11 protein-coding genes and 1 tRNA gene are annotated in these 13,548 nt (G+C 36.5%); 8 read left to right on the top strand and 4 right to left on the bottom strand.

Annotation, left to right across the window (positions count from 1 at the left end; translation table 11 throughout):
* The first annotated feature begins 135 nt into the window (after positions 1-135).
* From ACFFHK_RS08625 to ACFFHK_RS08610, 4 genes are all read left to right on the top strand, one after another.
* Positions 136-1,074 (top strand): substrate-binding domain-containing protein, encoded by a 939-nt coding sequence (locus ACFFHK_RS08625; protein WP_382371712.1) that lies wholly within the window; start codon positions 136-138, stop codon positions 1,072-1,074.
* A 79-nt stretch (positions 1,075-1,153) separates the two neighbouring features.
* Positions 1,154-2,086 carry a sugar ABC transporter substrate-binding protein gene (locus ACFFHK_RS08620; RefSeq protein WP_382371500.1) on the top strand — a complete coding sequence of 311 codons (933 nt, stop codon included), beginning with the start codon at positions 1,154-1,156 and terminating at the stop codon, positions 2,084-2,086.
* Positions 2,087-2,114: 28 nt separating this feature from the next.
* Positions 2,115-3,632, top strand: a complete 1,518-nt coding sequence (locus ACFFHK_RS08615) for a sugar ABC transporter ATP-binding protein (protein ID WP_382371498.1) — start codon at positions 2,115-2,117, stop codon at positions 3,630-3,632.
* Between the two features lie 24 nt (positions 3,633-3,656).
* Positions 3,657-4,613: an ABC transporter permease gene (locus ACFFHK_RS08610; protein WP_382371496.1), complete on the top strand. Its 957-nt coding sequence runs from the start codon at positions 3,657-3,659 to the stop codon at positions 4,611-4,613.
* Between the two features lie 58 nt (positions 4,614-4,671).
* On the opposite strand, the gene dnaJ is transcribed toward ACFFHK_RS08610, so the two are convergent.
* From dnaJ to dnaK, 3 genes are all read right to left on the bottom strand, one after another.
* A complete protein-coding gene (dnaJ, locus tag ACFFHK_RS08605; RefSeq protein ID WP_382371494.1) occupies positions 4,672-5,793 on the bottom strand; it encodes a molecular chaperone DnaJ in 1,122 nt (373 codons plus the stop codon).
* Positions 5,794-5,893: 100 nt separating this feature from the next.
* Positions 5,894-6,484, bottom strand: a complete 591-nt coding sequence (locus tag ACFFHK_RS08600) for a hypothetical protein (RefSeq protein WP_382371492.1) — start codon at positions 6,482-6,484, stop codon at positions 5,894-5,896.
* A 64-nt stretch (positions 6,485-6,548) separates the two neighbouring features.
* Positions 6,549-8,465: a molecular chaperone DnaK gene (gene dnaK / locus ACFFHK_RS08595; protein WP_382371490.1), complete on the bottom strand. Its 1,917-nt coding sequence runs from the start codon at positions 8,463-8,465 to the stop codon at positions 6,549-6,551.
* A gap of 304 nt (positions 8,466-8,769) precedes the next feature.
* Between dnaK and ACFFHK_RS08590 the strand changes: the two genes are divergently transcribed.
* The 3 genes from ACFFHK_RS08590 (at position 8,770) to ACFFHK_RS08580 (ending at position 11,826) form a co-directional block, all read left to right on the top strand.
* The gene (locus ACFFHK_RS08590; protein WP_382371488.1) at positions 8,770-10,080 is read left to right on the top strand and encodes an L-cysteine desulfidase family protein; all 1,311 of its coding nucleotides are present in this window, start codon (positions 8,770-8,772) and stop codon (positions 10,078-10,080) included.
* Positions 10,081-10,119: 39 nt separating this feature from the next.
* Positions 10,120-11,523 carry a YdgA family protein gene (locus ACFFHK_RS08585; RefSeq protein ID WP_382371486.1) on the top strand — a complete coding sequence of 468 codons (1,404 nt, stop codon included), beginning with the start codon at positions 10,120-10,122 and terminating at the stop codon, positions 11,521-11,523.
* A 227-nt stretch (positions 11,524-11,750) separates the two neighbouring features.
* Positions 11,751-11,826 (top strand) — tRNA-Asn (locus ACFFHK_RS08580).
* A 118-nt stretch (positions 11,827-11,944) separates the two neighbouring features.
* Here the strand turns inward: ACFFHK_RS08580 and lpxH are convergent.
* On the bottom strand, positions 11,945-12,679 hold the full coding sequence (gene lpxH / locus ACFFHK_RS08575; protein ID WP_382371484.1) for a UDP-2,3-diacylglucosamine diphosphatase: 735 nt from the start codon (positions 12,677-12,679) through the stop codon (positions 11,945-11,947).
* Between the two features lie 123 nt (positions 12,680-12,802).
* Here lpxH and ACFFHK_RS08570 point away from each other — a divergent pair, with 123 nt between their 5' ends.
* Entirely contained in the window at positions 12,803-13,534 is a 732-nt protein-coding gene (locus tag ACFFHK_RS08570) for a 1-acylglycerol-3-phosphate O-acyltransferase (protein ID WP_382371482.1), read from the top strand.
* The last annotated feature ends 14 nt before the right edge of the window (positions 13,535-13,548 follow it).

Here is a 13,548-nt window from a genome sequence, read left to right as displayed (position 1 = left end):
TTAATGCTATATATAACAACAGATAATTTATTTCAAATTATCATTATTTGGAATTTATATTCTTTTCATTGACGTTTTATAGAATATAGTCGTATTTCCATCGTGATTAACTCAACTTACAAGGCTAATCTTATGATGAAAAAAACATTATTAACTGTGTTATGTAGCGGCTTATTATTTACTGCACAAGCGGCAACAGCAAAAACTTATGTCATCGGTGCGCCAATGAATTCCTTTGCCGACAAATGGCAAACTTATCTTCAAGATGCAATTCGTGATTTTGATAAAAAACATGATGATGTGGTTATCAAACTTGCTGATGCAAATGCTGACTCAGCAAAACAATTAAGTGATGTTGAAACATTTATTGATCAAAAAGTTGATGCGTTATTAGTCGTCCCTAATGATCCTAATATTGTGAAAGCGATTGGTCGTAAAGCGAAAAATGCAGGTATTCCATTAATTATTGTGAACCGCCGTCCAAATGATGATGACTTAGAAAAATACGTTACCAGTTTTGTGGGTTCTGATGAAATTGAAGGCGGACGAATCCAAGGTAATTACATCGTAAATGCTCTTAATGGTAATAAAGGTGAAGCATTAATTCTATTAGGTCCATTAGGACAAGATGCGGTAACTAAACGTACCCAAGGAAATAAAGATGTCTTCAAAGATCATAAAAATATCACTATTGTGGCAGAACAAGAAGGTAAATGGGAACGTGATAGAGGATTAGCTATTGCGGAAAACGTATTATCAGGTCAAAAAGCAATTAATGTTGTCGTAAGTAATAATGACGAAATGGCAATCGGTGCAGTATTAGCCTCGCGTAAACTAGGTATCAAAGACGAAAATATTATTATTGTTGGTCTAGATGCGACACCAGATGCGTTAGAGTATTTAGGCAAAGGGCTTGATGCAACCGTATTCCAATCTGCACAAGGTCAAGGCTACGCTGGTGCCGAAACAGCTTATCGCGCAGCAAAAGGCGAGAAAGTTGAAAAAATTAACTGGGTTCCTTTTGAACTCGTTACTCCAGACAAAAAAGAAGAATATCAAGCAAAATATAAATAAATAACATGAGAATGGAATAGACATAATATTCCATTCTCTCTTTTTACTTGTATTCCTTAATTTAAACAAGGAGTAACCCATGTTAAGAAAAATATTGATTTTCGTTGTAGGATTTTTATTTATACCTTATTTATCCGCTAAATCAATCACGATTGGCATCACTATGTATAGCTTATCTGATAAATATCCTACCTATCTACAAGACGCAATGAAAAAATTTGCTGAAGAACATACAGATATCAAATTGCGTTTTGCTGATGCTAATGGCGATCCAACAAAAATGCTTAATGATACTGAAAATTTTATTGATGCTAAAGTTGATGCCATTATTGCAATGCCTACTGATCCTAAAATAGTTAAGGCCATTGGATTAAAAGCTAAAAAAGCCAAAATTCCTTTTGTTGTTGTTACGGTCAAACCTAATGAAGAGGATATGAAATATCTGACTAGCTATGTTGGTTCCGAAGAAATTATCAGTGGAGAGATGCAAGGAGAATTTACTGTTAATGCGCTCAACGGCAAAGCAGCCAATGCAATTATCTTGCTAGGTCCTCTTGGATTAGATGCACAAATTAAGCGAACTGAGGGAAATAAAAATATTCTATCTAAACACCCTGAAATAAAAATTATTGCCGAACAAGAGGCAAAATGGGATAGAGCAAAAGCAATAGAAGTCGCTGAAAATTTACTTTTAGCACACAAAAATATCAATGTTGTTTTAGCGAATAATGATGAAATGGCTATTGGCGCATTATTAGCAGCAAAAAAACTAGGTTTAAAAGATGATGATTTAATTATTGTAGGAATTGATGCAACACCTGATGCCTTAGAATACTTAGGTAATGGATTAGATGCAACCATATATCAATCTGCTTCGGGGCAAGGTCGAATCAGTGTTGAAATGGCATACAAAGCTGCCATGGGTGAGACAGTTCCTCTCTATAACTGGATTCCTTTTGAACTAGTAACACCAGATAAAAAAGAACAATATATTAATAAATACAAAGAATAATAATTTGTTAAGAATTAAGGAGTTCTAAATGGATTCATTAACCCACACCCCTTATATTTTAGAAATGCGCAATGTTTCTAAAACCTTTCCTGGGGTTAAAGCACTAGATGGCATCAATCTAAAAGTAAAAAAAGGTAGCGTTCACGCATTAATGGGTGAAAACGGTGCAGGTAAATCTACCTTGATGAAAATCTTATATGGCATTTATACCCCTGATGAAGGAGGGGAAATTATCTTAAATGGTAAGCCATTCCGCCCATCTCGCCCAATCGATGCAATTCGTAAAGGCTTAACAATGGTACCTCAAGAAATCTCTCCTGCTGCTAATCTTACTATTGCTGATAACTTTTATCTGGGGCGAGAATTAACTAAAGGAAAGTTTTTCCTCAATCAAAAAGAGATGGACGAAAAAGCAGCCAAGATCTTACAAGGGCTTGGTATTCCTATGGACGTAACGGTCAAAATGTCTGATGTTTCTGTCGCAAAAGCACAATTAGTTGCGATTGCAACTGCGGTTTCAAACAATGCAAAAGTCATTATTATGGACGAACCGACTACTGCGTTAACTGAAACTGAAGTTGAACAACTTTATAAAATTATTGAAACAGTTAAGAATCATGGCATTGCAATTATTTTTATTTCTCACAAATTAGATGAAGTCTTCCGTGTATCTGATGAAATTACCGTAATTCGTGATGGACAATATATTGGTACAAAACCAGCCTCTGAAGTTAGTAAAGATGAATTAATTTCAATGATGGTAGGGCGTGATATGTCCGAAATGTTCCAACGAGAACGAGTAGATATTTCAGATGAAATCGTCTTAGAAACAAAAAATTTAACACGTGCAGGAAAATATCAAGATGTCAGTTTTCAAGTGCGAAAAGGGGAAATTTTCGGCATTGCGGGTTTAGTTGGTGCAGGGCGATCAGAAATTGTTGAGGGCTTATTTGGCTATAAACCAGCTGATAGTGGCGAAATTTATATTCACGGACAAAAAGCTGACATTAAAAACCCACTAGATGCGATGAAATACAAAATCGGTTTTGTTACAGAAGATCGGAAATTAACTGGTTTATTCCTAAATTTAAGTATTACCGACAATATGATCATGCCGAAAATGTCGCCTTATTTAGAGAATTTTTTAATTTCAGTTACTAAAGCACAACGTACCGCCCTTGAACAAAAAGATAAGTTAAAAATTAAAGCGCCTAATGTTGAGGTGATAACCAATAATCTTTCTGGTGGAAATCAACAAAAAGTATTATTAGCACGTTGGTTATTACTTGAGCCTGATATTTTGATTTTAGATGAGCCAACGAAAGGTATTGATGTTGGCGCAAAAGCGGAACTGTATAAATTAATGGTTGAACTTGCTAAACAAGGCAAAAGTATCATTATGATTACGTCTGATATGTTGGAATTACTCTCTATGAGCGATCGCGTCATGGTTATGCACGAAGGTCATCAAGTGGGCATTATTCCTCATCAAGAATTAACGCAAGAACGAGTGCTAGAACTAGCATCTGGTTTAACAAATAACTAAAACTTAACGTATGGGGAATTAATTATGTCGAATGATATGATGAAAAAACTGTTAAATGCTTATGGCATGGTTCTTATTTTAATTGCACTGTTTTTAGTGTTATCCGTTTCGATTGATGGCTTTTTCTCTGCACGAACTGTCTGGAGTATTATTGAACAAGTATCAATGTTCGGAATTATTGCTATCGGAGTAACCTTTGCGATTGTAACAACGGGGATTGATTTATCTTCTGGTTCTATGGTGGCATTAACTTCTGTAGTCGCCGCTTCTATTGTTACTGGTGGAGATAGTGTCAGCGCCGCATTTCTTGCCTTTGCGCTTTCTATTGCACTAGGTGCCTTACTTGGTGCAATTAACGGTGGTTTAACTGCCATCGGATCAATTCCACCGTTTATTGCCACACTTGGTATGATGATTATTGCCCGTGGTGCTGCACAACTCTACTCTGATGGTCGTCCGATTGATGCATCTTCTGAAGCCTTTACTTGGATTTCAGATGTCAATTTCTTTGGTTTACCTGGATTAGTGATTCTGTATATTTTAGTGGTTATTGGCGCACATATTCTTTTAAGCAAATCAACCTTTGGTCGCCATGTCTATGCCGTTGGCGGTAACTTAAATGCGGCAAAAATTTGTGGAATTAATACCACCAAAACCTTAATTTGGGTTTATATCTTAGCTGGTGCATTATCAGGATTAGCGGGAGCAATGTTAGCCGCTCGTACTTACGCAGGTAACCCATCTTACGGATTAGCTTGGGAATTAGATGCGATTGCTGCTGCGGTAATTGGAGGCGTATCCCTTAGTGGTGGTATTGGTACCATTCCAATGTGTGTCATTGGAGCATTAATTATTGGGACAACCAATAAAGGTCTAAATATGCTTGGTGTTGACCCATATTGGCAACAAATTGTAAAAGGAATGATTATTGTCGTTGCGGTATTAATTGATACCTTAAAACGTCGTAAAAAAGGTAGTTAAGTAACATTAATTCTACTTCATAACAAAAATGGCGAGAACTTTCTCGCCATTTTTATTTTTATTTACCTAAATTATCGAAAAAACGTTTTACCCCATCTAAAAAGCCACTTTCTTTAGGACGATGATGATTTCGCCCCTCTAAGCTTTTTTCAAATTGTTGTAATAGCGCTTTCTGTTCTTTATTTAATTTCACTGGTGTTTCCACAATCACACGGCAAATTAAATCACCTTGATAATGTGAACGTGTTGAGGTTACCCCTTTCCCTCTCAAACGGAAAAGCTTACCTGTTTGCGTTTCTTCAGGGACTTTTAATTTTACTTTACCATCTAATGTTGGGACTTCAATTTCACCACCCAATGCAGCTAAGGTGAAACTGATAGGGACTTCACAATAAAGATTATTGCCATCTCGTTGGAAAATATCGTGTTCTTTCACATGAATCACAACATAAAGATCGCCTGCTGGCGCACCATTTTCTCCCGCCGCTCCTTCACCATTTAAACGAAGTTGACTACCAGTATCTACACCAGCTGGAATTTTAACGGAAAGATTTTTATGTTTATGTACTCGACCATCACCATGACAACTATCACAAGGTTGTTCAATAATTTTTCCTGCACCATGACAATGCGGACAAGTTTGCTCTTGTACAAAGAATCCACTTTGGCGACGAATACGACCTGAACCATGACAATAGTTACAAGTCTCAACTTTCGAGCCAGATTTTGCACCACTACCATGACACGTATCACAGGTTGCTAATGTTGCAATACGAATATCTTTGCTCACCCCTTTAACGGCTTCCTCTAGCGTGATTTCAATGTCATAGCGGAGGTCTTCCCCTCGTACCACACGTTGACGACCACGCCCACCACCGAACATATCACTAAATATATCACCGAAAATATCACCAAAATCGGCTCCACCAAAGCCACTTGCACCTGCTCCACCATGCTCAAACGCAGCATGTCCATATTGATCATAAGCAGCGCGTTTTTCTTTATCTCCTAGCACCTCATAAGCTTCTTGTACTTCTTTAAATTTCGCTTCTGCTTCTTTATCACCAGGATTACGGTCTGGATGCAATTTCATTGCTAAGCGTTTATAGGCTTTCTTAATTGCTTTTTCATCATCTGATCTTGCAACGCCTAACACTTCATAATAATCACGTTTTGCCATTATCTTTTATCTTCTCTGTTGTAAAGTGGATATGCCCACTATTGCAATATATTTTCTTTACTTAACTCGATCTTATTAGTGAATTTACCCACTCAGATCTCTACTTAGACTTATGTATTTTTTTATATGCTTCAATATAACGATATTCAGATGATTGCTTATCTAAACATTTACTCTCATAAATTCTCCCATTAAGGTTTTGATTTAGCGTAAAACCATTTTTGATGAATTTATTAAAAGTTAATTGAATATCAGCTTCTTTAGTTGATGAATAAATCTTAAAAGCCTTAGCTTCTATCTGCTTAAGTTCATCTATTTCCTGAAGTTGCTCCCAAACATCAGGCCAGATAATACGTTTAAAATTAGTCTGTTTTAAATGATAAGTTAAATCATTATCTGATAAATTCCACGTGCCGTTATGTACTCTAAAATATCTTAATGGCGATCTGAAATAATTTTCAGGATCTTTTCCTACAAACCTATCCAAACTATGATCAAAAATATAATTATCATCTTCTAAAGTACCATCAGCCTTTAAAGTAATGACATCAAGCATTCCTACACCCACATCTTTATATGCGGTTGAGCAAACCCACTCCCCAACTAAAGCATCTTTACTTAAGGGTTGATGAGTATTAGAACAGGCTGCCAAAAATAATGTTGGCAATAACGCTAAATATCGTTTTTTCATCTTTATTCCTCATATACCCAAAAAGGGCGTATTACTACGCCCTTTTATTTTTATTCAAAGACAATTATTTATTGTCTTTAACTTCTTCAAACTCAGCATCAACAACATCATCGCCGTTGTTCTTTGCACTACCTTGTGCTTGTTGCTGTGCTTGACCTGCTTGCGCTTGTTGTTGGACAGCTTGCATTAATTTTTCTGCAGCTTGAATTAATGCTTGTGTTTTTGCTTCAATTTCCGCTTTATCTTCACCTTTTGCTGCCGCTTCAAGATCGCTTGCTGCTTTCTCAATCGCTGCTTTATCATCTGCTGCAAGGTTTTCACCAACTTCGCTTAATTGTTTACGTGTTGAGTGAACTAAGTGATCAGCTTGGTTACGCGCTTGCACTAACTCTTCAAATTTACGGTCTGCTTCTGCATTCGCTTCAGCATCACGCACCATTTGTTGAATTTCTTCATCACTTAACCCTGAAGACGCTTTGATAGTGATTTGTTGTTCTTTACCTGTACCTTTATCTTTCGCAGAAACATGGATAATACCGTCAGCATCAATATCAAATGTTACTTCAATTTGTGGCATACCACGTGGTGCTGGGTTAATTCCTTCTAAGTTAAATTGACCTAATGATTTATTATCAGCTGCACGTTTACGCTCACCTTGTAACACATGGATAGTTACCGCACTTTGGTTATCTTCTGCGGTTGAGAAGACTTGTGATTTCTTCGTTGGAATCGTCGTATTCTTTTCAATTAAGGTTGTCATTACGCCGCCCATGGTTTCAATACCAAGTGATAATGGGGTTACGTCAAGCAATAATACGTCTTTCACATCACCCGCTAATACACCACCTTGTACTGCTGCACCAATCGCCACTGCTTCATCTGGGTTAACATCTTTACGTGGTTCTTTACCAAAGAACTCAGCCACTTTTTGTTGCACTAATGGCATACGTGTTTGACCACCAACTAAGATCACATCGTTGATTTCAGAAACACTTAAATCCGCATCTTTTAATGCCACACGAATTGGTTCCATTGATTTTGCAACAAGATCTTCAACTAAAGATTCTAATTTCGCACGAGTCAATTTGATGTTTAAGTGTTTTGGACCAGTCGCATCTGCGGTAATGTATGGAAGATTTACATCAGTTTGTTGTGCAGAAGAAAGTTCAATTTTTGCTTTTTCACCCGCTTCTTTCAAACGTTGCATTGCTAATGGATCGTTACGTAAATCAATGCCTTGTTCTTTTTTGAACTCATCAACTAAATAGTTGATCACACGGTTATCAAAGTCTTCACCCCCTAAGTGAGTATCACCATTGGTTGCTAAAACTTCGAAAGTTTTCTCGCCATCAACTTCATCAATTTCAATAATAGAAAGGTCAAATGTACCACCACCTAAGTCATATACCGCAATCGTATGATTACCATTTGCTTTATCCAATCCATACGCTAATGCCGCAGCAGTTGGTTCGTTAATAATACGTTTTACTTCTAAACCTGCGATACGCCCTGCATCTTTAGTTGCTTGACGTTGTGCATCGTTAAAATATGCAGGTACCGTAATTACCGCTTCAGTAACCGCCTCACCCAAGAAATCTTCTGCTGTTTTCTTCATTTTTTTCAATACTTCTGCAGAAATTTGCGGTGGTGCCATTTTCTCACCTTTTACGGATACCCACGCATCACCATTATCCGCTTTAGTGATTTCAAATGGCATAATGCTTACATCACGTTGTACTTCTTCATCAGTAAAGCGACGACCGATTAAACGTTTAATTGCAAATAAAGTGTTTTTTGGATTAGTTACTGCTTGGCGTTTTGCTGGTTGACCAACAAGCGTTTCGCCATCTTGGGTATAAGCAATAATTGACGGGGTTGTACGATCTCCCTCTGCATTTTCAATCACACGTGGTTTATCACCGTCCATTACGGCTACACATGAGTTTGTTGTACCTAAGTCAATACCAATAATTTTTCCCATAATCGTTATTCTCCTGATTTTAAATTCATTTTTGACGTTCGACTAAATAAGGATCTTTTTTAGAATTACAAGAGGCAATTTTTAAATTTTTCTCTCAGTAAATTGATTTCCTTATCATACGTGCCACACTAAATTGACGTAAAAATTAAATTTTCAAGGGGTGAATTAAAAAAAATTTTATTTTTTCAATTTATTTACTAGATTACAGAAATTTTTGCTTGATTTTACTAGCACTTGTTACATTACTGTGTATAGTTAGCAGATGTAATTTTTCTTTAACCAATGCAGTAACCTATGAGGTCTTATGAATCCATCATTACAACCTTTCGAACAAGCACTAATTGAAATTGTGAAACAAGATGTTGTGCCTGCCTTAGGCTGTACCGAACCGATTTCACTAGCCTTAGCAGCAGCAACAGCGGCGAAATATTTAGGCAAAACACCTGCAAAAATTGCTGGCAAAGTTTCACCTAATTTAATGAAAAACGGTTTAGGTGTTGCTGTGCCTGGAACAGGTATGGTTGGCTTACCGATTGCAGCTGCTATTGGGGCGATTGGTGGTGATCCTGATGCTGGACTAGAAGTATTAAAAAATATTTCTCATGAACAATTAACTATCGCAAAAGCCTTATTAAGCAATGGCTTAGTTACTGTTTCCATTAAGCAAACTGATCATATTCTTTATGCCGAAGCAACACTGTATGCGGGAGAGGATTGGGTACGCGTCGTCATTGAAGATCAACATACCCAAATTATGTTAATTGAAAAAAATGGTGAAACACTTTATCAAGCAGAATCTCAACAAGCGAGTAATCACGATCAACATGGCATTTTTAACCAATTAAAAGCAAAGGATATTTTCGATTTTTCAATGCAAGTTGATTTAGCCAAAATTGACTTTATCAATCAAGCCGAAACATTAAATGCTGCCTTATCACAAGAGGGATTACGCCAAGATTATGGTTTACATATTGCGCGTACTTTGCAAAAACATATTGGTGATGGTTTACTCTCTGATGATTTATTATCCAGAATTATGATTCATACTACTGCCGCGTCAGATGCACGTATGGGTGGTGCAACACTTCCTGCAATGAGTAACTCTGGCTCTGGCAATCAGGGCATTACAGCTACTATGCCTGTTGTGGTTGTCGCTAATCATCTCAATGTGAGTGAAGAACAACGTACGCGAGCATTATTTCTTTCCCATTTAATGGCAATTTTTATCCATAGTAAATTACCAAAACTCTCTGCACTGTGTGCCGTAACCACAGCAGCAATGGGTAGTTGTGCAGGCATTTCTTACCTGATTACCAATAGTTTTGAAACGGCTGCTATGGCTATCAGCAGTATGATTGGTGATATTAGTGGTATGTTGTGTGATGGTGCCGCTAATAGTTGTGCAATGAAAGTGTCCACTAGTGTTACCTCTGCCTATAAATCAGTCTTAATGGCAATGAATCAGACTGGCGTTACTGGTAATGAGGGTATTGTTGAACATACGATTGATCGTAGTATCGATAATCTATGTGCATTAGCTTGTAAAAGTATGCAGCACACCGATTTTCAAATCATTGAAATTATGGCAAATAAACCTCAAAATCAATGCAAATAACTCCATTTTTAACAAAGAAACATATTTAGAAGGAAAATTATGATGCAAAAGAAATTGGCTATTATCCCTGCAACAATCCTTGTGCTTGGCGGTATATGGATCGGCGGAGCTTGGTACACAGGTAAACAAATTGAACAAATTTATCCAGAAGAAGTTGCGGCAATAAATCAAAATCCTTTAATTCAACTAGAAAATATCAAATTTCAACGACACATCTTTTCCAGTGAAATGCAATATGATGTAAAAATGGGCGATAAATCATTCCCTGTACAAAGTCATATTTATCATGGACCATTACCAACAAATCTGTTATCGCAATCTTCCTTTCAACCTCTGATGGCTTCTGTTGAAACCACGTTAATCAAAAATGAACAAACCGAACCCTTTTTTAAACTCTTTAGTAAAGCACAACCGTTCTTATTGACGACAAACGTTGATTATCAACAGCAATTAAATCTTAATTTAGCGATTAGTTCAGGTAAATTACAAACAGAAAAAGGACAGGCTAATTGGTCAGATAGCCAATATCAGTTGACGCTTGATAAAGAGAAAAATATTCACTATCAAGCAACGTTAAATCATTTGGATTTAAATATTATTACAGATCAACGCAATGAACTTCCCAGCAAAATTCTAATAGAAGAATTTGCTACTCAAGGTGATTTACAGTTAACCCAATGGAAATATTTACCTGTTGGCAAAGGCACCAGTAAAGTTAAACGATTACAAATAGAGCAACTGTTAAAAAAAGAGGGAAACCAAACTTTTTCAATTACTTATGAAAATCAAATTAGTCATGAGGAATCTAGCAAAGACGGCGATTTTTTCTCAATAAAATCAGAAGGTACGATTGATAATGTCTTAATTAATCAGCAATCCTTATATGCGCAAAAAGCTAAATTTGAGTTAAATCATTTACAAGGAGAGGCATTCCAAAAAATTGTTGAGGCAGCATTAGAGAATGATCAAGCGAAACTAGGAAAAGCTTTGCAAACCATATTCACTAATCAACCTCAATTCATTATTGCGCCATTGGCGTTACATAATGCGAATGGACAGTTTGCTTTAAATAGTCATATTCAATTAGGGCAAATGGATTTTAAACAAGCTTTAGATAAAGGAAAGCTTGAAGATATTTTTAACCAATTACGTCTCTCCCTCGTCCTAGATAAAGCATTTCAACAACAATTTATTACAGGCATAATAAAAATGCTCTATACTCAACAAGCTGAAAAAACAATCAGCGATCAAGATGTAGAGAACATTCAAACGGGTATTCAAAGATTATTACAAGAGCAAGTAGTAAGAGGTATTTTGACTGAAACAGAGACATCTTATGAATTCAACTTTGAACAAAAAGACAAAAAGTTTTATCTCAACCAGCAAGAAATACCAAAAGAAGTTTTATTCTTTGCTTTACTACAATTAGTTACTGGATTTTGAGACAAGATAATTCCTGAGTAATCCCCTAATAACTACTCTTCAACTCACAAATAAGGCGTATGATATTTGAACGCCTTATTTGTTATTGCCTACTGATTAGTTTGTAGTTTTTACCCGTTTTCCCGTCTCCTATAAACATCTCCACCAAACAATATTCGAACAGCTTAGCTGTTGACAAAGCAAAACAAAATCAATAAAATGCAGCCCGCATTGCCCAATGGGGCTATTCCTCCTTAGTTCAGTCGGTAGAACGGTGGACTGTTAATCCATATGTCGCTGGTTCAAGTCCAGCAGGAGGAGCCAGATTTTTTTCTTTTGGTACTATTTTTTATTTGTCTCCTTTTATGAAATTTAGTTTTTATACCAAAAGAAATTTTGCCCATAGTTAAATAACTATGGGCTTTCTTTTTTCTCTATACTCTCATTTTTCATCTGGTAATGTGAGATTAAGGAAATAGCCTGCTTTATTTTCCTCAACTATAAATACAGATAATTCCTTTCGCCAATCACCTAACACGATTCGCTTTCTATTATTTGCTAATAAATGAATGGCTTGCCGATGCGTATGACCGTGAATCAGTTGACTTACCTGAAATCTTGCAAAAGTTTCTTCCACAGTATCCGCATTCACATTCATAATTTGCGCAGATTTGTCCTGTTTATCTGCTTGGCTTTGTTGACGAATTCGTTGTGCAAGCCTAATTCTGAAATTTAACGGTAAACAAAGAAACAGTTTCTGTAACCAACGTTGATGTACACGCTGGCGAAATTTTTGATAAGCCACATCATCAGTACATAACGTATCGCCATGACAAAGTAATGTCATTTGTCCATAGAGATCAATTTGATGATATTCAGGTAATAGTTGCACTCCAGTCTGTTTGGCAAAGCGTTCGCCTACTAAGAAATCACGATTACCATGACAAAAATAGCAAGGGATACCTTGTGTTGTTAAATGACGCAATAACTGTTTAATTTCTTGAATCGTTGCAGAATCTTCATCATCGCCTACCCAAAAATCAAACAGATCACCTAAAATATAAAGTGCTTGTGCTTGCGGTGCCACGTTCGTCATAAAATAACGAAACAGTGCTAATAAGTGAGGAGAATGCTCACTCAAATGTAAATCGGCAATAAAATAGGTTGGTTTACTCATGTTAAATTATCATTCATTAATGAAACACATACTATAAAGCATTTTTGCTATCCGTGCTTTCTTCTTTTGTACTTATCCTAGTAAATTCGCTATACTTGCTGCAATTTTTTTGAGGGATAACCTATGCTGAAATTACTTCGTATTTTGATTGTTATTATTTGCTGTATTCTTATTTGTGTCATTGGTTCTATTTATTCACTAATCCGTTTTAAAAATCCAAATAATGTCGCTCTTTTTGCTCATTGGTTCGCACGTTTACACCCCTTATTTGGTTTACAAGTTGAATACCGCTATCCTGAAGGTGCAGAAAAATTTGCGCGTTGTATCTATATCGGCAATCACCAAAATAATTATGATATGGTTACCATTTCACATATGGTAATGCCTCGCACGGTAAGCGTTGGAAAAAAAAGTCTCATTTGGGTTCCTTTTTTTGGTTTATTGTATTGGGCAACAGGAAACATTTTTATTGACCGCGAAAACCGTAGTAAAGCACACAATACCATGACCACATTAGCGAAACGCATTCATCAAGATAATTTATCTATTTGGATGTTCCCAGAGGGGACGCGCAGCCGTGGTAGAGGTTTGCTTCCATTTAAAACAGGCGCTTTTTATGCGGCTATCGAAGCGGGCGTTCCTGTTGTTCCTGTAGTTTGTTCAACAACACATAACAAAATTAATCTTAATCGTTGGCATAATGGTAAAGTCATTTGTGAAATGTTACCGCCTATTTCAAGCGGTGATTACAACCGTGAAACCGTGCGTGATTTTGCTCAATATTGTCATGATTTAATGGAACAACACATTGCGAAACTTGATGCAGAAATTGCAGAAACTCACCAGCGCATATAAATAATAAGGAGGAG

It is taken from the genome of Gallibacterium trehalosifermentans, assembly GCF_042433055.1.
Lineage (GTDB): Bacteria > Pseudomonadota > Gammaproteobacteria > Enterobacterales > Pasteurellaceae > Gallibacterium > Gallibacterium trehalosifermentans.
The sequence above is the reverse complement of the archived record's forward strand: the minus strand, read 5'-3'. Positions and strand labels throughout refer to the sequence as shown.